Genomic DNA, 25,888 nt, shown 5'->3' with positions numbered 1-25,888 from the left:
TGCTCCCTTGCACGAGCGAGACGGTCGGTGGCATCACAGCAAGACTTCTGACCAAACACAAGACAAAACCCGTCTACACACCGGACGAAAGTTCCACTATGGTCTCCGCACCACCGGCAAAATGGAGGCGTCAGTGGAAGTCGTCGTGCAGTTCTCCGCGCCGCGACGGGTCGAGGTGATCTCCCGTGAGGTGACACCGCTGCCGCCCGGACACGTCCGGGTCCGCACCCGCTACTCGGGCATCTCGGCCGGCACCGAGCTGACCGCCTACCGTGGCACCAACCCCTACCTGACCCGCGTCTGGGACCCGCAGCGTCGGCTGTTCGCCGAGGGCACCGGGGGGCTGGAGTACCCGGTCGCCGGCTGGGGCTACTCCGAGGTCGGCCAGGTCGTCGAGATCGCCGCCGACGCGCCCTGCGGAACGCCCGGGATCGGAACGTACGTCTGGGGCATCTGGGGTCACCGCAGCGAGGCGGTGCTGCCCGCCGAGCGGATCGTCGGGCACGAGGTGCCGGCCGGGGTGGACCCGATCGCGGCCTCCTTCACCCGGGTCGGTGCCATCGCCCTCAACGCGGTGCTCGCCGCCGACGTCCACCTGGGCGAGACCGTCGCCGTCTTCGGGCAGGGCGTGCTCGGCCTGCTCACCACCCGGCTCGCCGCCCTCAACGGCGCCACCGTCGTCGCCGTGGACGCGCTGCCGGCGCGTCGCGAGTCGGCGCTGGCCTTCGGCGCGGACGTCGCGTTGGCCCCCGACGGCGCCGCGGAGGAGATCCGGAACCGGACCGGTGGGCTCGGCGCCGACACGGCGGTCGACATCAGCGGCTCCTACCGCGCGCTGCACGAGGCGATCAGGTCCGTCGCCGTCGGCGGACGGGTCGTCGCCTCCGGCTTCTACCAGGGGGAGGGCCTCGGGCTGCGCCTCGGCGAGGAGTTCCACCACAACCGGGTGCAGCTCGTCTGCTCGCAGATCGGCGGCGTGCCCCCACACCTCGCGCCCCGGTGGAGCCAGGACCGCCTGCAACACGTCTTCCTGGCCCAGCTCGCCGCCAAGACCGTCGACGTGGGCCCGCTGGTCAGCCACGTCATCCCGGCGGAGCACGCCGCCGAAGCCTACGACCTGCTCGACCAGCGTCCGGCCGAGGCGCTGCAAGTGATGTTGGAGTTCACCTGATGTCCCAGCCCGCCACCTCCGCCCCCCGCCCCGATCCGGTGGCGGCGAACGGTCCGACCGCACTCCGCATCGCCTGCCAGGAGCAGCTGCTCCCCGGCGACACCCTCGAACGGAAGTGGGAGTTCGCCCTGGCCGCCGGCTACGACGCGATCGAGCTGCGCGGCAAGGCCGGGTTCGCGTTCCGGGACCGGCTGCCGGAGCTGCGCCGGGCCGCCGCCAACGGGATCGTCATGCCGACCGTCTGCGTCGACATGCCGCACTTCTTCGGCGCGTTCGACCCCGACCTGCGCCGTGACGCCATCGACCAGATGAAGTCCCAGCTGTCCGTGATCGCCGAGATCGGCGGCCGGGGGGCGATGACGCCCGCGTCGTACGGCATGTTCTCCCGGCGGCTGCCCCCGTTCGAGCCGCCCCGCGCCGAGGCCGCCGACCGCGAGGTGCTCCTCGACGGGCTGACCGAACTCGGCACGCACGCCGCGGCCGAGGGCGTCGAACTGTATCTCGAACCGCTCAACCGGTACGAGGACCACATGGTCAACCGGCTCGACCAGGCGGTCGACCTGGTGAAGACGGCCGGCATCGACGCGCTCCGGGTGGTCGCCGACACGTACCACATGAACATCGAGGAGGACGACCCCGCCGCTGCGGTGCGGGCCGCTGCCGGCTACCTCGGGCACGTGCAGGTCAGCGACTCCAACCGGTTCCAACCGGGTGCCGGCCACCTCGACTGGCCGGCCGTGCTGGGTGCCCTGGACGCCGGCGGTTACCAGGGCTACCTGGCGGTCGAGTGCCGCCTGCGGGGGGAGCCGGACGTGGCCGTCGCCTCCATCCCGCCCTTCCTGCGCAGGCAGCGGTGAACACCGCCCTCGACCGGGCCGCGGTGGACGTGCTCCTGGCCAACTGGACGGGTGCCTACACGGTGCCCTCGCGGGCCCTCTACCCGCACCAGTGGAGCTGGGACTCGGCGTTCGTCGCGATCGGACTCCGGCACGTGTCGACCCGCCGCGCCCAGCGGGAACTGGAGAGCCTCTTCGGTGCCCAGTGGGCCGACGGCCGGGTGCCGCACATCGTCTTCGACCGCGCCGCCCCACCGGAGGGCTACTTCCCCGGGCCGGACTTCTGGCGCTCCACCGCCCACCCGGCGAGCCCGGCGGTCGCCACCTCCGGGCTCGTCCAACCACCGGTGCACGCCCTCGCGGCGTGGCTGACCTTCCGCGCGGACCCGGCGCAGGCCCGGCGTCGCGGCTTCCTGCCCCGCCTGTACCCGAGGCTGGCGGCCTGGCACCGCTATCTCGCGACCCGCCGGGGGGTGGACGACCTCGTCGCGATCGTCCATCCGTGGGAGTCCGGCATGGACAACAGCCCGGCCTGGGACGACGCGCTGCGCCGGGTGGAACCGACCCCGACCGACGCGTTCCGCCGCCGCGACCTGCACCACGTGCAGGCCGCCGAACGCCCGACCGACACCGACTACGGCCGTTACGTCCGGCTGGCCCGCGACTACCGGGACTCCGGCTACGCCGACCGCCTCGCCGACGCGCGGTTCGTGCTGCTCGACCCCATGGTCAACGCCCTGTACGCCGCGTCGGAGTCCGCGCTCGCCGACATCGCCGCCGAGATCGGCGCGGACCCGCGACCGCATCGCGAGGCGGCGGCCCGCACCGGCGCGGCCCTCGTCGCCCGGCTCTTCGCCGACGAGTTCTGCCACGCCTACGATGTGCACGACCACCGGCTCGACCGGCAGCGCACGGTCGCCGGCCTCACCCCGCTGGTCGTGGCGGATCTGCCGGTGGCTCCGGCACTGGTGAAGTCCGCGCTGGGCGACCACTTCCGGCTCGGGCGGACCGCCCTGCCGCCCAGCTACGACCTGACCGGCCCGGCCTTCGACCCGGACCGGTACTGGCGCGGCCCCGGCTGGTTCAACACCACCTGGCTGGTCTGGCACGGACTGACCCTGCACGGCGAACTCGACCACGCCGAACGGCTGCGCGACGCCACGCTCACCGCCGCCCGGCGGGCGGGCTTCCGCGAGTACCTGCATCCGATCAGCGGCGAGGGGCGGGGGGCGACCGACTTCAGTTGGACCGCGGCCGTCGTCCTGGACCTGCTGCGGACGGCGTCGTGACCTTCCGGGAACTGCTCGGCGAGGGGCACCCTGCTGCGGACCGACACCTCCGGCGACGTCCCCGACACCGACACCTACCGGCTCTTCCATGCTGGGGGTCGATCTCCGGGGCGTACCTCGTCGTCCGACGGGCCGCGCGGGTCAGGCGGGCACATCGACCACCACGGCCTTGGGCTCGGTGAAGAAGTCCCGACTGAACAGACCGCCCTCCCGGCCCACCCCGGAGGCGCCGACCCCGCCGAAGGGCGCCCGCAGGTCCCGGACGAAGAAGCAGTTGACCCAGACGGTGCCGGCGCGCAGCCGTGCGGCGACCCGGTGGGCGCGGGACAGGTCGGTGGTGCACACCGTGGCGCTGAGGCCGAAGGGCGTGTCGTTGGCGAGTTGGACGGCCTCGTCCTCGTGGTCGAACGGCGTCACCGTGGCCACCGGCCCGAAGACCTCCCGGGTCTGCACCGGAGCGGCCCGGGGCACGTCGGTGAGCACGGCGGGCCGGACGAGCCAGCCGGAACCGTCCCCGCCGTACACCCGGCACCCGTCCGCGCGGGCCCGGGTCAGGTGGTCGCTGACCTTCCGGTGGTGTTCGGCGGAGGCGAGTGGTCCGATCTCGGTGGCCGGATCGCCGGGGTCGCCGGCGGTCATCGCCCGGCCGGCGGCGTGCAGCCGCTCGACGAACTCCCCGTACACCGCGCGTGCCACGAAGATCCGGCTACCGGAGAGGCACATCTGGCCGGCGTTGCCGAAGGCCCCCTCGGCGGCCGTCCGTACGGCGAGGTCCAGGTCGGCGTCCGCGAAGACCAGCGCGGGGTTCTTGCCCCCCAGTTCCAGGCTGACCGGGACGAGGCCACGGGCGGCGGCGGCGGAGACCGCCCGTCCGGTGGCCGACTCGCCGGTGAAGGTGATCCGGTCGATGCCCGGATGCTCGGTGAGGGCCTGGCCGGCGCCGTCGGTCCCGTAGCCGTGCACGACGTTGAGCACCCCGGGCGGTATCCCGGCCTCCAGGGCCAGCCGGGCGAGGATCGTCGCCGACGCCGGGCTCTGCTCGGCGGGCTTGAGCACCACCGTGTTGCCCCAGGCCAGGGCGGGCGCGATCTTCCAGGAGGCGAGCATCAACGGGAGGTTCCACGGTGCGATCGCGGCGACCACGCCGGCCGGCTCGTGGCGGGTGTAGGCGTGGTGACCGTGGTCGGAGGGGAGCGCCTCGGCCGGGGTGAGCCGGGCGTGGTCGGCGAAGAACCGGAAGTTCGCCGCCGCCCGGGGAACGTCCCGGGCGAGGGCCTGACTGACCGGTCGCCCCATGTCGGTGCTGTCGGTGCGCGCGAGCAGGTCGTCGTTGGCGACGATCAGGTCGGCCAGGCGGTGCAGCAGCCGACCGCGCTCGGTGTGCCCCATCCGTGGCCAGGGCCCCCGGTCGGCCGCGACGCGGGCCGCCCGTACGGCCCGGTCGACGTCGGCGTGGCCGCCGAGGGCGACCTCGGTCCACGGGGTTCGGGTCCACGGGTCCACCGACTCGAAGCGGTCGCTCCGGACGGACTCGACCAGTTCCCCGTCGATGACGTGCGCGACGAACGCGTCTGCCACGATGTCTCCTTCCGTCGGTGTACGCGGTGGTCGTCGGTGTTCAGCTCCCGGCCCTCCGGCCGGTCCTCGCGCCGTCCGCCCCGGCGTCGCCCCGGAGGGCCGGGGGCCGGCCCGCGCCAGCGGCAACGGGCCGGTCGATCGCCGTGAGCAGCACGGACTCCTCCGCCGCGTCGAGGAAGTGCCCGCCGGGCAGCGCGGTCAGGTCGAACGTCGAGTCGGTGTGCGCCTGCCACCGGGCCGCCGCCCCCTCCGTCACCAGCGGGTCGCGTCGGCCGTGAAAGGCGTGGATCGGCACCGGCAGGGCGGGCCGGGCGGTCCACCGGTAGGTCTCGGCGACCTCCAGGTCGGCGCGGAGGGTGGGCAGCAGCAGCCGCAGGAGGTCCCGGTTGGCCAGCAGGGCCGGCGGGGTGCCGCCGAGTTCGGCGGCCCGGTCGATCAGCGCGTCGTCGGGCAGGTGGTGCAGGAGGTGACCGGCTCGGCGGCCGACGTCCGGCGCCTCGGCCCCGGAGACGACCAGGCGGTCCGGCAGCCGTTCGCCCGACTCGCGGAGGTGCTGGAGCAGTTCGTAGCCGACCAGCGCGCCGAGGCTGTGCCCGTAGAGCACGTACCGGCCGTCGAGCAGGGGGCGCAGCGCCGTGGCGAGGTCGGTCACGAGCGGCCCGATCCGCGTGTACGGGGGCTCGGCGTAGCGGGCCTCCCGGCCCGGAGGCCGGACCAGCGTGACCTCCATCCCGGTGATCCGTCCCGCCCAGTGCGCGTAGCCGGCCGGTCCGCCACCGGCGTGCGGCAGGCAGATCAGCCGGACCGGCGCGTCGGGCCGGGCCACCGGGATCTGCCACCAGCGGTTCCCGGTCATGACGTCCGGTCGGCGAGGATGACGCCACCGGCGATGACCTCGCCCGGGTCGACCTCGACGATCCACGCGCGCACCGCCTCGCGGGGGGTGCCGAGGCTGGCGGTGACCGCGTCGGCCAGGGCGGCGAGCAGGTCCCGCTTCTGCTGGGCGGTCCGGCCGGTGGCCATGGTGACCTGGATGAACGGCATCGGTGACCTCCGGTCAGGGTTCGATCGCGACGGTGAGGGTGCGGCCGCCGCCGTGCACCACCAGCGAGCCCGCACGGGCCGGCACCGAGGCGGCGGGTGAACCGAGCAGCACCCGGCTGCCGGCGGGCAGGCCACCGACCTGCCCGGCCAGCCAGGCGAGCTGCGGCGCGGGCGGGGCCAGGTCGGCCAGGTCGCCCTCGGCCAGCGTGGTGCCGTCCAGGGTGAGTCGCAGGGACCCGGTCCGCTCGTCGACGGGATCGGCGGCCAGGACCGCCGCGCCACCGGAGGAGTTGTCGGCGACCACCTCGGCGGCGCAGAACCGGTAGTCCCGCCAGGCGCTGTCCAGGACGTCGAGGGCCAGCACCAGGTGGCTGACCGCGTCCTCGGCCTGTGCCGGTGACGCTCCCGCCGGGATGTCCGCGCCGAGCACGGCGGCCAGTTCCGGTTCGACCCGGGGCTGGAGGAACTCGGCCAGCCGGATCGGGCCGGTGCGCAGCCGGGGCCCGGGAACCCGTCCGTAGATGGGTTCGGTCAGCCCCATCTGCCGCTGCTTGGCGGGACTGAGCAGGCCGAGTTTCCAGGCCGCAGGTGCGCCGAACAGGTCGGCCTGGATCCGGTAGGCGTCGGCCAGCGGCACCGTACCGAACCGGTTGCCGACCGTGGGACGGTGGTCGGCGCGGGCGGCGCGGACCGCCTCGCGCAGGGCGGTGACGTCCCCGGTGACCACCTCAGGCTCCCTTCCGGGCCAGCATGAGCAGGCTGCCGGGCATCCGGGGGTGGACCGCGCGCACCAGGTCGAAACCGCCGGCGGCGAAGGTCTCCCGCCAGCCGGACTCGTCCATCAGCCGTTGCCGCATCATCGCGTGCACCAGCGTGAACTCGGGGTTGAACAGGTGGCCGCCGGTAGGCCGGGCCGGGTCGGGTGAGACCTCGGCGACCAGCAGGTGCGCGCCGTTGGGCAACCGGCCGGCCAGGTCCCGCAGGTAGTCGACCAGTGCCGGACGCCCGTCGGCGAGGATCTCGTGCAGCAGGAAGAACGCGATGACCAGGTCGGTGCGGGCCAGCTCCGGGATGCCGTCGAGGGCCCCGGCGTCGGCGCACCGGACCGCGACCCGGTCGCCGACGCCGGCCGCGTCGATCTCGCGTCGGGCCTCGGCGCAGGCGTCGGCGTTCACGTCGAGGCCGAGTCCGCCGGCATCCGCCGCCCGGCAGACCGCCAGCAGGAACCGCGCGTTGCCGCAGCCGAGGTCGACGACGTGGTCGACGCCGACCCCGGCCAGCAACTCCCGGGCCGGCGGGACGAGGTCCCGCGCGCCGACGATCGCCGAGCCCACGGCGACCCCGCGCCCGTCCCGCCCGATGTCACCGCCGTAGCGGAGAGCGCCGGTGAGAAGGTCCCCCACGGACCGCAGCGGGACGCCGTAGCCTCCGCAGAGCCAGACCAGGTAGCCGATGTCCGCCCGGATGGCCTCGGCGAGCGGAGTCAGCTCGTACCGGCCGTCGCGGTGGTGCAGCATGCCCCGTTCGGTGAGATAGCGCAGCAGTTCGGTGGAGAGCAGTTCCTCGCCGTGGGCGGCCAGACCGTCCCAGCTGCCGTCACGGACGATAACGTCCAGCGCGCCCGTGGTCTCCAGCGACGACAGGACGGCGCACAACGCGAAACCCTGGAACACGTCGAACGCGGGACGGGCATGCGGGGTTGACGTGGGTGTCAGGTTGCTCAGGACCATTATCGGCCTCCGGAAAATCGGTTGCGGCCTGTCGGCGCGGTGTGAGTCGTCGCCGTTGCGGGCAAGGCCCGAAGCTATCACCGTCATCGATCGATCGACAATATCGTGCCACTGAACGCCGCGTCGCACACCAGTAAACCCGGCCGTCGTCGACCGCAGGTTGTTCGGGGTTTTGTGCAGGGGTGGGGAAGTGGCGGTGGGGCGCATTCCGTCCGCCGGGCACCCGGGTCGTCCGATACCGCGCGAACCCCCACCGCAGGCTGTGGCGGTGGGGGTTATGCGCTGGTCATTCGAGGTGGAAGTGGGTGGGTCCGGATGGTCGGGGGCGCTTGCCGTCCGGATTGCCGGCGGCTGGCGAAGTGACTTAACGAAATTTCAACAAGCCATTCAGTAAAGGTGAATATCAATGTTACGGAATCGTACCAGTGGGATAGGTGAAAGTCAATGCTGTTTTCGTGTCGAATCTGCGTGTACCAATGGAGGGGGTCATCCTTAATTGTTGCCTCGCGTGTTTGGGGACTACCTTGTCACTCGAATTGGACGAGCAAGTCGCCGGTCAGCACGACCCGGAGCCGGTCATCCGTGACTACCTCGAAACGGAATTCGGCGACCGGAGTCTCGGTCGCACGGACGACATCTTCACCCTGGGCTACGTGAACTCCCTGTTCGCCCTCGAACTGGTGACGTTCATCGAACGCACCTTTGCTGTCGTCCTCGAAATCGAGGACCTGGACCTGGCCAACTTTCGCAGTATCGCCAGCATGACCGACCTGGTCGACGCCAAGCGGCGCAGCCGCACCGACGCCCCGGAGCCCCGCCCGTGACCGGCGGCGTCCGGACCGCCCCCGCCCGCACGGAACCCGTGCCGGGGCTGGCCGAGTTCAGCCAGCGGTACCGGCCGGACGCGGGGGAGTGGGACCGGGCCGGTCGGCTGCCCACCGAGGTCCTCGACGCGGTACGCCGCAACGGATGGCTCGGTGCCGCCGTCCCGGCCGCCCACGGCGGCGCCGAACTGGACGCGTTGACCTTCGGCCGGCTCTGTGCCGGGATCGGCGCGGTGTGCAGTTCGGTGCGCAGCCTCGTCACCGTGCAGTCCATGGTGGCCGACGTGGTCGCCCGGCGCGGCGACGCGTCCCAACGCGACACCTGGCTGCCCCGGCTCGCCGACGGCACGGTCCTCGCCGCGCTCGCCGCCACCGAGGACACCTCGGGCAGTGACCTGGCGGGCGTCCGCACCCGGATCGACCACACCCCGGCCGGCCTGCGGATCAGCGGCCGGAAGCGCTGGGTGACCTTCGGTGAGCTGGCGGGGGTCTTCCTCGTGCTGGGCGTCTCCGACGCCGGTCCCACCGCCGTGCTCGTGCCCCGGGACACCCCGGGCCTGACCGTCCACCCGGTCCGGGGACAGCTCGGCCTGCGCGCCGCCATGCTGGCCGACGTCACGCTGGACGGGGTCGTGGTGCCGGCCGGTAACCAGCTGGCCCGGGCCGGGAGCGGGCTGACCCACGTGGTGGCCGCCGCGCTGGACCACGGCCGCTTCAGCGTCGCCTGGGGCTGCGTGGGCATGGCCGAGGCATGCCTGGAGCTCAGCGCCCGGCACGCGGTCTCCCGGCGTACCGGCACCGGCGTGCTCGCCGACCGGCAGCTGGTCCGCCGCCTGGTCACCGACATGGTCGCCGCGGTCACCTCCGCCCGCCTGGTCTGCGAGGACGCCGCGCGGTGGCGGCAGACCCGGCCCCGCCCGGACCGGACCATGCTGGCGAAGTACGTCGCGGCCGGCGCGGCGGCGCGGGTCACCCGGGACGCGGTGCAGGTGCTCGGCGCGGGCGGCTGCGCGCCGGGCCACCCCGCCGAGCGGTTCTTCCGGGACGCCAAGATCATGCAGATCATCGAGGGCTCCGACGAGGTCTGCCAGGACCACGTCTGCGACGCCGAGTTCCGCCGCTGGGCGGGCACCGCGACGGCCGGGCAGGGGGCCGGGTGATGCCGCTGCACATCCGCCGGGTCGCCACCTTCCTGCCCGAACGCGTGTGCCCCGTCGCCGGGCTCCCCGAACTCGCCGCCGCCGATGCCGCGCAGCGGACCGCCGTGCTCCGGTTGGGCGTCGAGCGGGTCCGTGACGCCGGTGACCTCGGCGAGGTGGCGCTCGCCGCCGGGGCCGCCACCGCCGCGCTCGCCGAGACCGGCACCGACCCGGCCGAGGTCGACGTGCTGCTGCTGGTGCAGGGTCGCGCTCCCGAACACCTGCTCTCCAGCGAGGCAACCCGGGTGCAACGGCTGGTCGGGGCCACCCACGCCGTCACCCTCGGCGTCGGCGAACTGGGCTGCGTCTCCTCCTCGGCCGCCCTGGCGGTCTGCTCCGGACTCTTCGCCGCCAACCCCGGCTGGCGCACCGGGCTGGTCGCCATGGGCGCCCGCACGGCCACCCCGGCCCGGTACCGCCCACCGATGACCGTGCTCGGCGACGGTGGACTGGCCGCGCTGGTCACGTCGTACCCGAGTGGTGGTTTCCGGCTGGTCGACCAGATCCTGACCAGCAACGGCGAGTACGCCGACCTGTTCCGGATCCGCTACCGCGACCGCCCCGCGTCCCGCTGGCAGGAGGAGTGCGCCGACCCGCACACCTACTCCTTCCGGCTGGCGCTGGAGAGCCGCCGCCGGCTGGCCGACCTCAACGCCGGGCTGCTGGCCCGCAACGGGCTGCGGGCCGACGAGGTGCGCTACGTGATGCAGAACCTCTCGGCCGGCGCGTTCGCCTTCTGGCAGGAGGCCCTGGACGTCGAGCTGCTCCCGGTCTGCGCCCGCAACCTGCGCGAGTACGGCCACCTCGGCTCCGCCGACGTGCTGCTCAACCTGGCCGGGGCGACGTCCTCGCTGCGCGCCGGGGACCGGGTGCTGGTGATGAACAGCAGCCCGGTGGCCGCCTGGAGTTCGGCCCTGTTCGAGTACCTGCCCGACGACGACCGGAAGGAAGGAGCACCACGGTGAGCGGAGCGACCGAGCCCGTCGGAGTCAAGTGCGTGGTCTGGGACCTCGACGACACACTCTGGGACGGCGTGCTGCTCGAAGGGGACGTCCCCCGGCCCCGGGCAGAGGTGGTCGACACGCTGCGCACGCTGGACGGACGGGGCATCCTGCACGCCGTCGCCAGTCGCGGCGACCACGACCGCGCCGTCGCGCACCTGCGGGAGCTGGGGCTGCTCGACTACTTCGTCCACATCGAGGTCGGCTGGGACGCGAAATCCGTCGCGGTGACCCGGACCGCCGCCGCGCTCAACCTGAACCCGGACTCCTTCGCCTTCGTGGACAACGACCCGTCCGAACGCGACGAGGTGGCCGACGCCCTGCCCATGGTCCGTTGCTACCCGGACAGCGCCGCCGCCGACCTGCCGGACCGGCCGGAGTTCACACCCGAGCGGCTCACCGGGGAGTCGCGGCGGCGGCGGGCGATGTACCAGGCCGAACAGCGCCGTCGCGGCGACGAGGAGCGGGCCGGCGCGCACCGGACCGAGTTCCTCGCCGGGCTCGACCTGGTGATGACCGTGCGCCGGGCCCGCGAGGAGGACCTGGACCGGGCCCGGGAGCTGACCGTCCGCACCCACCAGCTCAACACCACCGGGCGCACCTACTCGATGGACGAGTTGCGGGCGCTGTGCGTCGACCCCCGGCACGAGGTCCTGGTGGCCTCGCTGACCGACCGGTACGGCTCGTACGGCACGATCGGTCTGGCGGTCAGTGAGCTGACCGGCGAGGACCACGTCCTGACCCTGCTGCTGATGTCCTGCCGGGTGGTCTCCCGGGGAGCCGGCAGCGCCCTGCTGCACCACGTCGTCGCCCGGGCCCGGGCCGCCGGGCGTCGGCCGTGCGCGGAGTTCATCCCGTCCAGCGTCAACCGGATCATGCTGGTGAACCTGCGCTTCGCCGGTCTCGCCCCGGCCGGTGAGCGCGACGGCGTCCTGCTGCTCGCCGTCGACCCCGCCGCCACGCCCGCCCCGGCTCCGGCCCACGTCCGCATCGTCGACGGCGACGCCGCGGAGCGGGCCCCGGCCGTGGTTCCCGCCGACCCGACACCGACGGCGGTCCAAGCCGACCCGACACCACCGGCGGGCCGCCGATGAGCCCCCTGGACCCGACCGAACTGGCCACCCGGGTGCGCGCGGCCGTGGCGGCGGTGCTGCGGACGGACGCCGGGCAGCTCCCCGCCGACCGTTCGCTGCGCGACCTCGGGATCAACTCCATGCGCGCGATGCGGGTGGCGGCGCGGCTGGAGACCGGTCTCGGCGTCCCGGTGCGGCCCTGGCTGCTGCTCGAACACGACCGGATCGACACCCTGGTCGCCGCCCTCGCCGCCGAACTGTCCGGCGGGGACACCGCCCCGGCCGATCCGCCCGGCACCGCGCCGTCCGTCGAGGTGGGCCCCGTGCCGCCGGCCGACGACGCCCCCGCCGAGTCGTCGTCGGCGGCCCCGGCCCGTCCGCTGTCGCACGCCGAGCAGACCCAGTGGTACCTGGCCTGGTCCCAGCCGCACTCCACGCGGTACGTCTTCTCCGGCGGGGTACGGCTGCGCGGTGATCTCTCCGTCGACGCCCTCCGCGCGGCGTTCCAGGCCGTCGTCGAGCGCCACGAGCCCCTGCGGACCAGCTACCGGCTCGACGCCGACGGCGTGCCCCGCGCGGTGCCGGTCGCCCCGTGGCGCTTCTCGCTGCCGGTGACCGACCTGTCCGTCGCCGCCGACCCGGACGCCGAGATCGAGGCGGCGGTACGCGACGAACGGGACACCCCGTTCGACCTCACCGCCGGCCGGCTGCTGCGGGCCCGGCTGCTGCGCACCGCCGCCGACGAGCACGTCCTGCTGCTGGCCGCCCACCACATCGCCTTCGACGGCTGGTCCCTCGGTCTGCTCTTCCGGGCGCTCGGCACCGGCTACCGCGCGGCGGCCGGCGTGCCCGCCCCCGGGTCCGGCGGCACCGAGCCCGGCTACCGGGAGTACGTCGAGTTCCAGGCGAGCACCTGGCGACGGGACCAGCGGGTTCGCCTGGACTGGTGGCGTGACCAGCTCGCCGACGCCCGGACGGTGCTCGACGTGCCGGGCGACCTGCCGGGCGACCCCGGGCCGGACGGCCCGGGGGAACTCCTGCGGTTCACCGTGGAACCCGGCCTGGCCGCCGGGATGCGGGAGCTCTGCCGCACCACCGGCGTCACCCTCTTCGTCGCCCTGGCCACCGCCTACGCGACCGTCCTGCACCACCGCACCGGCCAGGACGACCTGCTGCTCGGCACCCCGCTGACCCACCGACCCCGCCCGGCGTTCCACCAGTTGATCGGCATGTTCGTCAACACCGTCGTGCTGCGCGCCCGGCTCGGGCCCGACACGACCTTCCGCGACCTGCTCGCGCAGGGGCGCCGCCGGGTGCTCGGCGCGCTGGAGCACCAGGACGTCCCGCTCAACGCGGTCATCGAGGCCGCTGGCGCGGTCCGCGACCCCGACCGCAACCCGCTGTTCCAGGTGATGTTCGACCTGCACTCGTTCCCCCCGGACGAACTGTCGCTGCCCGGCGTCGAGGTCCGGGCCCTCGACGGCGGCCCGGTGGGCCTGCACCGCTTCGAGACCCCCGGACGGGAGGCCAAGTTCGACCTCACCCTGACCGTGGAGGACAGCGGCGAGGCGTTGCTGGGTGCGCTGGAGTACCGCACCGACCGGTACTCGGCGACCTGGGCGCGGCGCTTCGCCGACGACCTGACCACCCTGCTCGCCCAGGTGGTGGCCGACCCCGCCCGACCGGTCCGTGACCTCGCCGCCTCCCGCGCCGGGGAGTCGGTCGCCCACGGGCCGGTCCTGACCGTGCCGGCGCGCACCGTGCACGAACTCGTCGAGGAACACGCCCGAAGCCGACCGGACGCGGTCGCGGTGGTCGACCAGGGCCGCCGGACGACCTACGCCGAGCTGGACCGGGCGGCCGGGGAACTGGCCGGACGGCTGCGCGCCGCCGGGGTCGGCCCGGAGACCACCGTGGGGGTGCTCGCCGAACGCTCCGCCGACCTGGTCGTCGACCTGCTGGCCGTCCTCAGGGCCGGCGGAGCGTACCTGCTCCTGGAGCCCCGGCACCCGCGACAGCGGTGGCGGACCATGCTGCGCGACGGTGACGCGCGACTGCTGCTGACCCGGACCCACCTGGCCGCCCGGCTCGCCGACGACGACGGCGCGGAACCGCTGGAGGACGTCCCCGGCGGGACGCCGGACACCGACCGCCGACTGCTGCGCCTGATTCCGGACCGGCCACCGGCCTCGCAAGGGCGCCCGGCCCCGGACCGGTCCGCGAGCCGCGACCGGCCACCGGAGCTGACCGGCCTGGCCGGCCCGGACAACACCGCCTACCTGCTGTTCACCTCCGGCTCCACCGGCACCCCGAAGGGCACCGCGGTCAGCCACCGGGCAGTGGTCAACGCCCACCTGGCCTGGCGCCGCCGCTACCGCCTCGGGCCCGACGCGGCGGTCGCCCAGCTCGCCGGCCCCGCCTTCGACGTGTTCAGCGGGGAGCTGGTCCGCGCGCTCTGCTCCGGTGCCCGGCTTGTGATCGTCCCCGACGAGGACGTCGTCGACCCGGTGCGCCTGCACGAACTGCTGTGCCGGGAACGGGTCACCACCGCCGAGTTCGTCCCGTCGGTGCTGCGTCCGCTGCTCGACCACGGCGCGCCCCTGCCCAGCATGCGGCTGGTCGCCCTCGGGGTGGAGCCGTGGACCGCAGCCGACCACCACCTGCTGCTGCGGCTGCTGTCGCCCGGGACCGAGGTGGTCAACACCTACGGCGTCACCGAGGCGACCGTGGACTCCACCATCGGCGCGCTGCCGACCACCGGTCCCGAGCTGACCGGACGCGCGGGGGCGTACCGGTGGCCGGTCGGCCCCCCGATGCCCAACACGTCCGTCTACGTGCTCGACCACCGGCTGCGGCCGGTTCCGGTCGGCCAGCCCGGCGAGGTGTGGATCGGCGGGGCGGGGGTCGCCCAGGGCTACCGGGGCCGGCCCGGCCACACCGCCGACCGGTTCCGACCCGACCCGTACGCGCCCGCGCCGGGCCGCCGGATGTACCGCACCGGGGACCGGGGCCGGCTGCTGCCCGACGGCCAACTGGTGCTGCTCGGGCGGGTCGACCGACAGGTCAAGATACGCGGCATCCGGGTGGACCCGGAGGAGGTCGAGGCGGTGCTCGGCGCCGCCCCCGGGGTGCGTCGGGCCGTGGTCACGGTGGCCGCCGACGGCCCGGGCGCGGGGCTCACCGCCTACCTGGTCCGGGAACCCGGGACCAGCCCGGACCTGCGGGCCGTCGCGACCCACGCCGCCCGTGCCCTGCCGCAGGCGGTCTGCCCGGTGCGGTACGCGGTCCTGGACCACCCTCCGCTCACCCCCAACGGCAAGATCGACTTTGCCGCGCTGGTGGCCGTCCCCACCCGGCCGGTCGGCCGGGACCGACCCGTCGACCGTCCGGCGACCGCCACCGAGCGACAGGTCGCCGCCCTCTGCGCCGATCTCCTCGGCGTCGACGAGGTCGGCACCCGCGTCGACTTCTTCGAGCTGGGCGGCCACTCGCTGCTGCTGGCCCGGCTCGTCGGCATGGTCCGCGACCGGTTCGCCGTCGAGCTGCCGGCCCGGGAGGTGCTGCTCGACCCCACGGTCGCCACGATCGCCGCCCTGGTCGACGCCGGGGAACCGGCCGCCCCGGACCGTGCCGGCACGGCCACCCCCACCGCGGCGCCGACCGCCCGACGGGTCCGCGTCCGGGCCGTCGTCGGCGCCGACTCCACCCTGCGAGTACGACGAGGTGGTACCGATGTCCGAAGCTGACCGGCTCACCGAGCTGGACGCCAGCCTGCTCCCGGCGACCGCCGCGCAGGAGCGGCTCTGGCTGGCCGAACGGTTCGCCGACGATCACGCCGTCTATCCGGTGCCGGTCCGGGTCGACCTGCGCGGCCCGCTGCACGTGCCCACCCTGCGCAACGCCCTCGGCCGCTGCGTGGCCCGGCACGAGGCGCTGCGCACCGGGTTCGACACCGTGGACGGCCGGCCGCACCAGGTGATCGTCGACCCACCCGGCCCGACCGTCCCCGTCCCCGTCACCGACCTGCGCCAGCTGCCACCGCACCGGCGCGCGGAGCGGGCCCGGGAACTGGCCGACGCACAGCACCGCCGGCCCTTCGCCCCCACCGAACTGCCCCTCCTGCGGGCCCGGCTGCTGAGACTGGACACCCGGCACCACGAACTCTGCCTCACCGTCCACCACACCGTCTGCGACGGTTCCTCCGTCGAGCAGCTCGTCGACGAACTGCTTACCGGATACGCCGCCGCCGTCGCCGGCACCCCGGACCCGGTGCCGGAACCCCGGGTCGGGCTGGCCGAGTGGACCGAACGTCGGCTCGCCCTGGCCGGCTCACCCGCCGCCCGCGCCGACCTGGACCACTGGCGGCGTCGCCTGGCCGGGGTGCCGCCCGTTCTGGAACTGCCCACCGACCGACCCCGGCCCCGCACCGCGCCCGGTCTGGCGGCGGTGCACCGCTTCGCCGTCGGGTCGCCGCTGCTGCCCCGACTGCGCGAGCTGAGCCGGGCGTGCGGCGTGAGCCTGTTCGGCACGCTGCTCGGCGGGCTGGCGGCGCTGCTGCACCGCTACACCCGGCAACCGGACCTCTGCGTCGGCGTGCCGGTCACCCTGCGCGACAGCCCGGACCTGCACCGCACGCTCGGGCCACTGCTCAACACCGTCGCCGTACGGCTGACCGCCACCGGATCCACCACCACCCGCGAACTGCTCATCGCCACCGGCCGCGCGGTCCGCGAGGCGATGGCCCACGGGGCCGTCCCCTTCGAGCACGTGGTCGACGCCCTGGACCTGCCCGGCGTACCCGGGGTCACCCCGCTGTTCCAGGTGATGTTCTCCCACGAACGGGTCGGCACCCGTCGTTGGCGGTTCGGCGACCTGACCGCCACCGCCGAGATCCTGGCGTACCCGTTCGCCCGCACCGACCTGGTCGTCGCGGTGGAGGAGTCCGACACCCGGCTGGACGGCCGGCTGGAGTACCGCGCGGACATCTTCGACGCCGAGCGGATGGCCCGGCTCGCCGGCCACTACACCACCCTGCTCGCCGCCGCCGCCCGGGAACCGGACCGGCCGGTCGCCACCCTGCCGCTGCTGACCGCCGGGGAACGCGCGCTGGTCCTGGACGCCTGGAACGACACCGCCGTGCCGTTTCCCGACTCGGCCACCGTCGCCGGACTCTTCGCCGAGCAGGTCCGCCGTGCCCCCGACGCCCCGGCGATCCACACCGGTGGCGTGGCGACCAGCTACCGGGAGCTGAACCGGCGGGCCAACCGGATCGCCGCCGCCCTGACCGACCTCGGCGTCGGCCCGGAGGTGGTGGTCGGCGTCTGCCTGCCCCGCTCGGTGGACGCGGTCGCCGCGCTGCTCGGCGTGCTCAAGGCCGGCGGCGGCTACCTGCCGCTGGACCCCGGCCACCCACCCCGGCGGCTGGCCGCGCTCGTCGACGACGTGGCCGCGCCGGTGGTGCTCACCGACCTCGCGCACGCCGACCGGGTCACCGGCGGTGGCGCACGGCTGCTCCTGCTCGACGACCCGGCCGCCGGGCTCGACCGGCTCCCGGCCGACGACCCGCCCCGCCGTGGCGGCCCGGAGAGCCTGGCCTACGTCATCCACACGTCCGGCTCCACCGGCACCCCCAACGGGGTCGCCGTCGCCCAGCGTGCCCTCGTCGCCCGGGTCCGCGAGGTGACCTACGGCCACTTCGGCCCCGGTCAGACGGTGCTGCACCTCGCCTCCCTGGCGTTCGACGCCTCCGTCACGGAGGTGTGGGCACCGCTGCTCAACGGCGGGGCGCTCGCCGTCCCCGCCCCCGACCAACCCTTCCTCGACCAGGTGCGGGAGGGGATCACCCGCAATCCGGTGACCGTCGTGCAACTGGTCTCGCCGCAGCTGCCGTTGGTCCTCGACGGGGCACCGGAACTCCTCGACGGTGTCGAGCGGGTCCTCGTCGGCGGCGACCTCATGTCGCCCCGGCACGCCGCCGCGCTGCTCGCCCGGCGCGATCCCGAGCGGTTCACCTTCGTCCACCTCTACGGCCCGACCGAGTGCACGCTGATGGCGACGTGCGAGCGGGTCACCCACGTCGACCCGGACGCGCCCTCGGTGCCGGTCGGCCGGCCGCTGCCCAACACCCGGGTGTACGTGCTCTCACCCGAGCTGGTTCCGGTCCCGGTGGGGGTGCCCGGCGAGGTGGTCATCGCCGGTGCCGGCCTGGCCCGTGGCTACCGGGGCCGCCCGGCCGCGACCGCGCGGCGGTTCCGGCCGGACCCGTTCGGCCCGCCGGGCAGCCGGATGTACCGCACCGGGGACCTGGGCCGTTTCCTGCCCGACGGGCGGATCGAGTTCCTCGGCCGGATCGACCGGCAGGTCAAGATCCGGGGGTTCCGGATCGAGACCGGCGAGGTCGAGGCGGCACTGGCCGGCCACCCGGCGGTCGCCGCAGCGGTCGTCACCGTCCGCGACGACCTGCCCGGCGGCCGTGGGCTCGCCGGCTACCTGGTGCCGGCCGACCCGGACGCGCCACCGGACCCCGACGCGGTCCGCGAGCACCTGCGCGCGATCCTGCCCGGCCACATGGTGCCGGCCGGTTTCGTGGTGCTGCCCCGGCTGCCGCTGACCGGCAACGGGAAGGTCGACCGGGCCGCACTGCCACCGGTCGGGCTGACCGTCGAACCGGTGGACCGGGCCGCGCGGACCCCGGTGGAACGGCAGCTCGCCCGGCTGTGGGCCGAGGCGCTGGAGGTGCCCGACGTGCCCACCGGCGCCGACTTCTTCGACATCGGCGGCAACTCGCTGCGGGTCACCCGGCTCTTCGACCTGATCGAGAAGACCTGGCCCGGCCGGCTCCGGCTGGCCGAACTGCTCGAACTGGGCACCGTGCGGCGTCAGGCGCGGGTGCTCCGGGACCGGATCGGCCCGGCCGTCGCCCCGGCGGCCGCGGCGTCGGACGTGAGAGGAGACCGCTCGTGACCGGGGAGGACATCGCGATCATCGGAGCCGCCGTGCGGTTTCCCGACGCGCCGGACCTGGCCGGGTTCCGGTCGGTCCTGGCCAAGGGACGCGACTGCGTCCGACCGTTGCCGCCTCCACGCGTCACCGCCTGCGGGCTCGACCCCTCGGCGGGCTACCCGCAGGCGGCGTACCTGGACCGGATCGACCTGTTCGACCACCGGTTCTTCGGCCTGTCCCGCCGCGAGGCCGAGGCGATGGACCCGCACCACCGGCTGACCCTGCAACTGGCCTGGCACGCCGTCGAGGACGCCGGATACCGGCCGGAGCCGCTGCGGGAGGTGCCCACCGCGGTCTTCCTCAGTGCGCCCAGCACGGACTGGGCCCACCTGGTGGCCGACCCGGACACCCTCGACCTGCTCGGCGGCAACCCGGCGGCGGTCGCCGGCCGGATCTCCTACCTGCTCGGCCTCACCGGGACCTCGGTCACCGTGAACTCCGGCTGCAACGGCTCGCTCGTCGCCGTCCACCAGGCGTGCCAGGAACTGCGGACCGGCGCGGCCCGGTACGCGCTGGCCGGCGGTCTCAGCGTGAAGACCGCCCACCCGACCGACGGGTTCCTGGAACGCTACCCGGAGATCATGTCGCCGGGCGCCCGGTCCCGGGCCTTCGACCGGGACGCCGACGGCACCGGCGACGGCGAGGGCGGTGCGGTCCTGCTGTTGACCACCCTGTCCCGGGCCCGTGCCGCCGGTGACCACGTGTACGCGGTGATCCGGGGCAGCGCGGTGCGGCACAACGGCACCCGGTCGGCCACGTTGACCGCCCCGAGCGCCCGCGCCCAGGCCGAGACCATCCGCGCCGCGTGGCAGGAGGCCGGCCTCGACCCGGCCGACGCGGGATACCTGGAGGCGCACGGCTCCGGCACCCGCCTCGGCGACGCGGTGGAGATCGAGGGGATCGCCCTGGCCCGGCCGGATGCCACCGCCCCGGTCCCGATCGGTTCGGTCAAGACCAACATCGGGCACGTCGACCATGCCGCCGGCATCGCCGGGCTGGTCAAGGTGATGCTCGGCCTGCACCACCGCGAGCTGTACCCCTCGCTGCACTTCACCGCGCCGCCGCCGGGGGTGGACCATGCCGCCGCCCGGGTCGAGGTGGTCACCACCGCCCGCCCCTGGCCCGCCCCGGCCGGCGGTGCCCGGGCCGGTGGGGTCAGCTCGGTCAGTCTGGTCGGGGTCAACGCGCACTGCGTGCTCGCCGAGGCGGCGCAGGCGGACCCGTCGCCCCCCGGCACCGACGACGCCCCACACCGGGTGGACACCCCACACCGGGTGGACACCCCGCGCCTGGTGACGGTCAGCGCCGCCAGCCCGGTCGCGCTCGCCGCCTACTGCCACCGTCTCGGCGCCGCCGTCGCCGAACTCGACGCGCCCCTGCCCGACGTGGCCCGCGTCCTCAACGAGGGTCGGGTCGACCTGGCGTACCGCACCGCGTTCCTCGCCACCGACCGGGCCGGCCTGGCCGCCCAGCTCACCGAGCGGGCGTCGGTGCTGCGCACCCTGCCGGCCGCGCCGGCCCTGGCCGCGCCCACCGTCGTCGGCGTCCACCACGGTCCACCGGGGACGGCCCTGACGTCGCTGGGCGTGCGTCCGGACCGGACGGTGGACACCGCGAGCGCGGTCGAGTTGGCCCGACTGGTCGAGGAGTTGACCGCCGACGGACCGGTGGTCTTCGTCGACGTCGGCTCCGGCGAGCAGCTGCTCGGCACGCTCCGGGAACTGACCCGGGGACGCGACGACGTGGTCACCGTGTCGGTGTCACCCGGCCCCGACGGGGCGCTGCGCGCGGTGGCCGACCTCTACCAGCACGGTGTCGCGGTCGACTGGGCCGTGCACCACCGCACCTGCGGCCCGGACGCGTCGTTCCGGCGGCTCAGCCTGCCCGGATACCCGTTCGACGAGGAACCCTGCTGGCTGCCCGCCGCCCGGCTGCGCCGTGCCGAGTCCGTCCCGGCCGGTGCGGCCCCCGGCGAGGAGCCGACCCCCGCCGGGCTGGAGGACGTGGCGACGGTCGTCCGGGAGGTCTGGGCGGAGGTGCTGCGCACCGACGTCCCCGCCGACGCCAACTACTTCGGCCTCGGCGGCAACTCCATCACCGCCCTGGAGATCATCGACGGGATCGACCGGCGCACCGGCGTCCGACTCAAGCTGCTCGACCTCTACGAGTGCCCCCGTCCCGAGGATCTCGCCGAGCTGATCGGCCGACGGTCCCGGCCGGCGGTGGAGTCCGGCGACGTCATCACCCCGAGCGGGGAGCTGGTGCTGTCGTACGGGCAGGAACGGCTCTGGTTCCACCACCAGCTCGCCCCGGACAGTCCGCTCTACAACATCCCGACCACCTTCGAACTGCTCGGGCCGCTCGACGTGCCCGCGCTCCGGGCCGCCCTGGACGACTTCGTCGAGCGGCACGAGACCCTCCGGTCCCGGATGCCCACCCGGGACGGCCGGCCGTACCTGGTCGTCGACGCGCGGATCCCCGGCCTGCTCCGGGAGGTCGACCTCACCGACCGTCCGGACCCGCACGCCGTCGCGGCGGCGCTGGTGGCCGACGAGGCCCTGGTGCCGTTCGACCTGGCGGCCGGGCCGCTGTTCCGGGCCCTGCTGGTGCGCGTCGCCGCCGAGGAGCACCTGCTCGTCATGAACGTGCACCACGCCGTCGACGACGGGTGGAGCCCGGCCATCCTCGACACCGAACTCTCCGCCATGTACACCGCCCGCCGGCAGGGGCGGGTCGCCCGGCTGGAACCGCTGCCGATCCGCTACCGCGACTACGCGGCGTGGCAGCGCCGCCGGATGACCGGGACGGTGCTCGCCGCCGAACTCGACTACTGGCGAGGACGGCTGGCCGACCCGCCGGTGCTGGACCTGCCCACCGACCGACCCCGACCGGCCAACCGGAGCTTCACCGGCGACCTGATCCGGTTCACCATCCCGGCCGACCTGGCCGATCGGCTGCGCACGGTGGGACAGGACACCTCCACCACCACGTTCACCGTGGTGCTCAGCGCGATCCAGGCGCTGCTGGCCCGGTACAGCGGGCAGCGGGACGTCGTCGTCGGCACCCCCACCGCCGGCCGGTCCCGCCCGGAGACCCGGGGTGTCGTCGGCTTCTTCAACAACTCGGTGGCGCTGCGCGGCGACCTCTCCGGCGATCCGACCTTCGTCGAGCTGCTGCACCGCAACCGGCAGGTGGTGGTGGAGGCGCTGGAACACGACGACGTGCCGTTCGAGAAGGTCGTGGAGGCCCTCGCGCCGGCCCGCGACGGCGGCCGCAACCCGCTGTTCGACGTGATGTACGTGCACCAGACCCTGCCCACCCTCGGCACCCGCCTGCCCGACCTGCGGATGCGGATGTACGACGACGTGCCCGGCACCACCGCCACGAACGGCCTCGCCCCGGGGATGGCCAAGTTCGACCTGACCTTCTTCGTCTGGGACCGCGAGGGCTTCACCGACCTGCCCGCCGGCATCGAGTACAGCGCCGAGCTGTTCGACCGGAGCACCGTCGAGCAGATGGCCCGGCACCTGCTGCGGATCCTCGACGAGCTGACCCGGGACCCGCGGGCACCGGTCCGGGCGGCGCTGGTCGACCGGCTCGGGGCCGACGACCTGCGCGGACCGGCCCTGCCCGAGGTCGCCGACCCGGCGCGGACCCTGCACGGGCTGGTCGCCCGGCAGGCCCGGACGACACCGGACGATCCCGCCGTGGAGTCGGCCGACGGCACGCTGACCTACCGGGAACTGCACCAGCGGTTCGCCGCGACCGCCGTCGAGCTGCGCCGACGTGGCGTGGGCCGGGGTGACCTGGTCGCCGTCGCGCTGCCCCGCTCGGTCACCCTGGTCACCACGATGCTCGGGGTGCTGGCCGCCGGTGCGGCGTTCCTGCCCCTGGACCCGGACCACCCCGCCGACCGGCTCGCCTTCCAGCTCACCGACTCCGGCGCCGCCGCCCTGGTCGCCGCCGACCCGGTGCCGGTGCCGCCGGCCTGGCGTGGGACGCGGATCCGCCCGGAGGACCTCGCCGCGCCGCCGGTCGCCGACGGGCACCCGAGTGTCCCCGAGGGACCGGAACACCCCACCGATGCCGCCTACGCGATCTACACCTCCGGCTCGACCGGACGGCCCAAGGCCGTCCTGGTGGCCCACGCGGGCGCGGTGACCTTCGTCCGGGGCACCGTCGCGGCGCTCGGCCTGGACCGGGACACCCGGATGCTCCAGTTCGCCTCCAGCACCTTCGACGCGGCCGTCTACGAGCTGTTCACCGCCCTGGCCGCGGGCGGCACCGTCGTGCTCGCCCCGCCCGGTCGGCTGCTGGTCGGCCGGGACCTGGCCGACTTCCTGGTCACCCACCGGGTCGGCGCGACCCTGCTGCCCCCGTCGGTGCTGGCGTCCCTGCCCGACGGTCCGCTGCCCGACCTGCGGCTGCTCGTCGCGGGAGCCGAGCCGCTCAGCGCCGACCTGGTGGCCCGGTTCGCCCCGGGACGACGCATGGTCAACGCGTACGGCCCCACCGAGGGTTCGGTCTCGGTCACCCTGGCCGAGTGCGTCGCCGACGGCCGCCGGCCCACCATCGGCCGGCCGCTGCCCGGGACCCGACTGCGGGTGCTCGACGACGCCGGCCGCCCGGTGCCCCCGGGCGTCCCCGGCGAGCTGTACGTCTGCGGCGCGAACGTCGCCCACGGCTACCTCGGCCGGCCCGCGCTGACCGCGCAGCGGTTCGTCGTCGACCCGACCGGTCAGGGCGAGCGGATGTACCGCACCGGCGACCGGGTCCGGCTGCTGCCCGAGGGCCGGCTGGACTTCCTCGGCCGCGCCGACGACCAGGTCAAGCACCGGGGATACCGGATCGAGCTGGGGGAGATCGAGGCGGCCCTGCGGGAACATCCCGCCGTGCCGGAGGCCGCCGTCGCCCTGCGCCGCGACGACGCCGGTGAACGACTCGTCGCCTACCTGGTCGACCCCGGTGCGGCCTGGCCGGAGATCCGGGCCTGGCTGGCCGACCGGCTTCCCGGCCACCTGGTGCCGGCCACCGCCGTGCCGGTTTCCCGGCTGCCGCTGCTGGCCAGCGGCAAGGTCGACCGGCGGGCCCTGCCGGCGCCGCCCCGTGCCGCCGCTCCGGCCGCCGTCCACGACGATCTGACGGCGACCCTGGTCGGTCTCTTCGCGGAGGTGCTCGGGGTCGACGACGTCGGCGTCGACGACAACTTCTTCGACCGGGGCGGCCACTCGCTGCTCGCCGCCCACCTGGTCGGCCGGCTGGAGGCGGTCACCGGCAGCCGGCTGCCCCTGGCGGTGCTCTTCGAGCGGGCCACCCCGGCCGGGCTAGCCGACGCGCTGCGCCACGCCGACCGGTACGTGCACCGCAGCCTGGTGGCGATTCGGCCCGAGGGCAACCGGACCCCGCTGTTCCTGGTGCACCCCTCCGGCGGCAACGTGCTCTGCTACCAGCCGCTGACCCGGCACCTCGACGCCGAGCAACCGCTGTACGGCTTCCAGGCGCACGGCCTCGGGCCGGGGCACGAGCCCGACCGGACCGTCCCCGAGATGGCCGCCCGGTATCTGGCGCAGCTGCGCGCCCTGGTGCCGCACGGCCCGTACCGGATCGGCGGCTGGTCGTTCGGCGGACTGGTCGCCTTCGAGATGGCGACGCAGCTCACCCGGCAGGGGGAGCGGGTGGACCTGCTCGCGCTCATCGACGCCGACCTCACCGAGGAGGCCCCGGCCGCCCCGGACGACGACGCCGAGCTGCTCTTCCTCGGGGTGCGCCCGTTCGCGACGGACGACGAACTGGCCGGCCTCTCCGATCCGGTCCGCCCACCCGTCGCCGAGTCGTTGCGGATCGCCGCCCGGGTCGGCCTGCTGCCGGCCGGGATGGGACCGGCCGAGTTGGGCCGTTTCCTGCGGCTGCTGCGGGTCAACGCCGAGGCCGTCCGCCGGTGGCGGCCGCAACCGGTCCGGGGTGACGTGCTGCTGCTCCGGGCCCGGCAGGGCCGGCTGGACCCCTCCGGCGTGGCGGAGCTGACCGCCCTGGTGGACGGCCGGACCAGCGTCGCCGACGTGCCCGGCAACCACCACACCGTGCTCACCGGCCACCCGGAAGCGGTGGCCGCCGCGCTGGCCGGACGGTTGTCCGGCCCCGACACCGGAAGGCAGGAACGGTCGTGACCCCACCGACAGCCGTGCAGAGGACCGCGGGGATCGTGGGCGCCGGCACCATGGGAGCCGGCGTCGCCCAGTGTCTCGTCGAGGCGGGCTACCGGGTGGTGGTGTACGACCCGATGCCCGGCGCCCTCGACGACGGCCGGTCGCGGCTGGCGGCCGGACTGCGTACCCGCGCGCTGCTGCGACCCGGTCCGCCCGTCGAGCCGGCGGGGACCGCCGAGCGGATGTGCTGGACCGCGGACCCGGAACCGCTGGCCGACGCGGAGTTCGTCATCGAGTGCGGCCCGGAACGGGTTCCGGTGAAGCGGGACATCCTGGGCATCCTGGACGCCACCTGCCCGGTCACCACGGTGATCGCGTCGAACACCTCGGCCATCCCGATCACCCGGATCGCCGGCTGGATCCGCCATCCGGAACGGGTGCTCGGCATGCACTTCATGAACCCGGCACCGCTGAAGGACACCGTCGAGGTGATCCGGGCCCTGCACACCAGCGACGAGACCATCGCCGCGGCCCGGGAACTGCTGGCCGCCATGGGCAAGAACGGCGTGCTGGTGGCCGACGCCGCCGGGTTCGTCTCCAACCGGGTGCTGATGCTCACCGTCAACGAGGCCGCGTTCCTCGTGCACGAACGCACCGCGCCGGCCCGCGAGGTCGACGAGGTCTTCCGCCGCTGCTTCGGTCACCCGATGGGCCCGCTGGAGACCGCCGACCTGATCGGGCTGGACGTCATCCTGGACTCCCTCGACGTGCTCTACGAGCACTACCGCGACCCGAAGTTCCGACCCTGCCCGCTGCTGGCGCAGCTCGTCTACGCCGGCCACCACGGTCGTAAGTCCGGCCGGGGCTTCCACACCTACCGGGCCGCTGCGGGCAGCCGCCCGGGATGAGCGTCACACCCGGCGGCGGTCACCGGTGCGGTCGCGTCGGTGGCCGCCGCCCCGATCCGTCCACCCACCACCAGCGAGAGGAGAACG

16 protein-coding genes are annotated in these 25,888 nt (G+C 74.6%); 11 read left to right on the top strand and 5 right to left on the bottom strand.

Annotated elements, in window-relative coordinates; genetic code table 11:
* Window positions 1–133: 133 nt before the first annotated feature.
* From ACIBJE_RS05385 to ACIBJE_RS05375, 3 genes are read left to right on the top strand one after another with little or no spacing between them, the layout of a single operon-like run.
* Entirely contained in the window at window positions 134–1,171 is a 1,038-nt protein-coding gene (locus ACIBJE_RS05385; protein WP_396743194.1) for a zinc-binding alcohol dehydrogenase, read from the top strand.
* Window positions 1,171–2,028, top strand: a complete 858-nt coding sequence (locus ACIBJE_RS05380; protein ID WP_396743191.1) for a sugar phosphate isomerase/epimerase family protein — start codon at window positions 1,171–1,173, stop codon at window positions 2,026–2,028. Before ACIBJE_RS05385 ends, ACIBJE_RS05380 begins: the two co-directional genes overlap by 1 nt.
* Window positions 2,025–3,296 (top strand): MGH1-like glycoside hydrolase domain-containing protein, encoded by a 1,272-nt coding sequence (locus ACIBJE_RS05375; protein WP_396743189.1) that lies wholly within the window; start codon window positions 2,025–2,027, stop codon window positions 3,294–3,296. Before ACIBJE_RS05380 ends, ACIBJE_RS05375 begins: the two co-directional genes overlap by 4 nt.
* Window positions 3,297–3,437: 141 nt before the next feature.
* Here ACIBJE_RS05375 and ACIBJE_RS05370 read toward each other — a convergent pair whose 3' ends face one another.
* Genes ACIBJE_RS05370 through ACIBJE_RS05350 form a run of 5 tightly spaced genes read right to left on the bottom strand, consistent with a single transcriptional unit; the run spans window position 3,438 to window position 7,648 of the window.
* Window positions 3,438–4,874 (bottom strand): aldehyde dehydrogenase, encoded by a 1,437-nt coding sequence (locus ACIBJE_RS05370; protein ID WP_396743186.1) that lies wholly within the window; start codon window positions 4,872–4,874, stop codon window positions 3,438–3,440.
* A 40-nt stretch (window positions 4,875–4,914) separates the two neighbouring features.
* On the bottom strand, window positions 4,915–5,730 hold the full coding sequence (locus ACIBJE_RS05365) for a thioesterase II family protein (RefSeq protein ID WP_396743183.1): 816 nt from the start codon (window positions 5,728–5,730) through the stop codon (window positions 4,915–4,917).
* Complete coding sequence (locus ACIBJE_RS05360) at window positions 5,727–5,993, bottom strand: 4-oxalocrotonate tautomerase family protein (protein ID WP_396743180.1); 267 nt, start codon at window positions 5,991–5,993, stop codon at window positions 5,727–5,729. Before ACIBJE_RS05360 ends, ACIBJE_RS05365 begins: the two co-directional genes overlap by 4 nt.
* Entirely contained in the window at window positions 5,932–6,645 is a 714-nt protein-coding gene (locus ACIBJE_RS05355; protein ID WP_396743177.1) for a 2-keto-4-pentenoate hydratase, read from the bottom strand. The genes ACIBJE_RS05360 and ACIBJE_RS05355 overlap by 62 nt, the downstream gene beginning before the upstream one ends.
* A gap of 1 nt (window position 6,646) precedes the next feature.
* The gene (locus ACIBJE_RS05350) at window positions 6,647–7,648 is read right to left on the bottom strand and encodes a class I SAM-dependent methyltransferase (RefSeq protein WP_396743174.1); all 1,002 of its coding nucleotides are present in this window, start codon (window positions 7,646–7,648) and stop codon (window positions 6,647–6,649) included.
* Window positions 7,649–8,184: 536 nt separating this feature from the next.
* Here ACIBJE_RS05350 and ACIBJE_RS05345 point away from each other — a divergent pair.
* Genes ACIBJE_RS05345 through ACIBJE_RS05310 form a run of 8 tightly spaced genes read left to right on the top strand, consistent with a single transcriptional unit; the run spans window position 8,185 to window position 25,801 of the window.
* The gene (locus ACIBJE_RS05345; RefSeq protein WP_396743171.1) at window positions 8,185–8,472 is read left to right on the top strand and encodes an acyl carrier protein; all 288 of its coding nucleotides are present in this window, start codon (window positions 8,185–8,187) and stop codon (window positions 8,470–8,472) included.
* Window positions 8,469–9,632: an acyl-CoA dehydrogenase family protein gene (locus ACIBJE_RS05340; RefSeq protein ID WP_396743168.1), complete on the top strand. Its 1,164-nt coding sequence runs from the start codon at window positions 8,469–8,471 to the stop codon at window positions 9,630–9,632. The genes ACIBJE_RS05345 and ACIBJE_RS05340 overlap by 4 nt, the downstream gene beginning before the upstream one ends.
* Window positions 9,632–10,636 carry a hypothetical protein gene (locus ACIBJE_RS05335; protein WP_396743165.1) on the top strand — a complete coding sequence of 335 codons (1,005 nt, stop codon included), beginning with the start codon at window positions 9,632–9,634 and terminating at the stop codon, window positions 10,634–10,636. The genes ACIBJE_RS05340 and ACIBJE_RS05335 overlap by 1 nt, the downstream gene beginning before the upstream one ends.
* Complete coding sequence (locus tag ACIBJE_RS05330; protein WP_396743162.1) at window positions 10,633–11,766, top strand: HAD-IIIC family phosphatase; 1,134 nt, start codon at window positions 10,633–10,635, stop codon at window positions 11,764–11,766. Before ACIBJE_RS05335 ends, ACIBJE_RS05330 begins: the two co-directional genes overlap by 4 nt.
* Window positions 11,763–15,491, top strand: a complete 3,729-nt coding sequence (locus tag ACIBJE_RS05325; protein ID WP_396743159.1) for an amino acid adenylation domain-containing protein — start codon at window positions 11,763–11,765, stop codon at window positions 15,489–15,491. The genes ACIBJE_RS05330 and ACIBJE_RS05325 overlap by 4 nt, the downstream gene beginning before the upstream one ends.
* The gene (locus tag ACIBJE_RS05320; RefSeq protein ID WP_396743156.1) at window positions 15,478–18,708 is read left to right on the top strand and encodes an amino acid adenylation domain-containing protein; all 3,231 of its coding nucleotides are present in this window, start codon (window positions 15,478–15,480) and stop codon (window positions 18,706–18,708) included. Before ACIBJE_RS05325 ends, ACIBJE_RS05320 begins: the two co-directional genes overlap by 14 nt.
* Complete coding sequence (locus ACIBJE_RS05315; protein WP_396743153.1) at window positions 18,705–24,914, top strand: amino acid adenylation domain-containing protein; 6,210 nt, start codon at window positions 18,705–18,707, stop codon at window positions 24,912–24,914. Before ACIBJE_RS05320 ends, ACIBJE_RS05315 begins: the two co-directional genes overlap by 4 nt.
* Window positions 24,911–25,801 (top strand): 3-hydroxyacyl-CoA dehydrogenase family protein, encoded by an 891-nt coding sequence (locus tag ACIBJE_RS05310; RefSeq protein ID WP_396743150.1) that lies wholly within the window; start codon window positions 24,911–24,913, stop codon window positions 25,799–25,801. The genes ACIBJE_RS05315 and ACIBJE_RS05310 overlap by 4 nt, the downstream gene beginning before the upstream one ends.
* The last annotated feature ends 87 nt before the right edge of the window (window positions 25,802–25,888 follow it).

The organism is Micromonospora sp. NPDC050187, assembly GCF_044459745.1.
GTDB lineage: Bacteria > Actinomycetota > Actinomycetes > Mycobacteriales > Micromonosporaceae > Micromonospora.
This window is presented reverse-complemented; position numbering and strand designations above follow the sequence as displayed.

Bases quoted from the DNA above. Each gene is read 5' to 3' on its own strand.
- ACIBJE_RS05380 (WP_396743191.1), top strand. From the start codon at position 1,171: ATGTCCCAGCCCGCCACCTCCGCCCCCCGCCCCGATCCGGTGGCGGCG.
- ACIBJE_RS05365 (WP_396743183.1), bottom strand. From the start codon at position 5,730: ATGACCGGGAACCGCTGGTGGCAGATCCCGGTGGCCCGGCCCGACGCG.
- ACIBJE_RS05350 (WP_396743174.1), bottom strand. From the start codon at position 7,648: ATGGTCCTGAGCAACCTGACACCCACGTCAACCCCGCATGCCCGTCCC.
- ACIBJE_RS05335 (WP_396743165.1), top strand. From the start codon at position 9,632: ATGCCGCTGCACATCCGCCGGGTCGCCACCTTCCTGCCCGAACGCGTG.
- ACIBJE_RS05325 (WP_396743159.1), top strand. From the start codon at position 11,763: ATGAGCCCCCTGGACCCGACCGAACTGGCCACCCGGGTGCGCGCGGCC.
- ACIBJE_RS05320 (WP_396743156.1), top strand. From the start codon at position 15,478: ATGTCCGAAGCTGACCGGCTCACCGAGCTGGACGCCAGCCTGCTCCCG.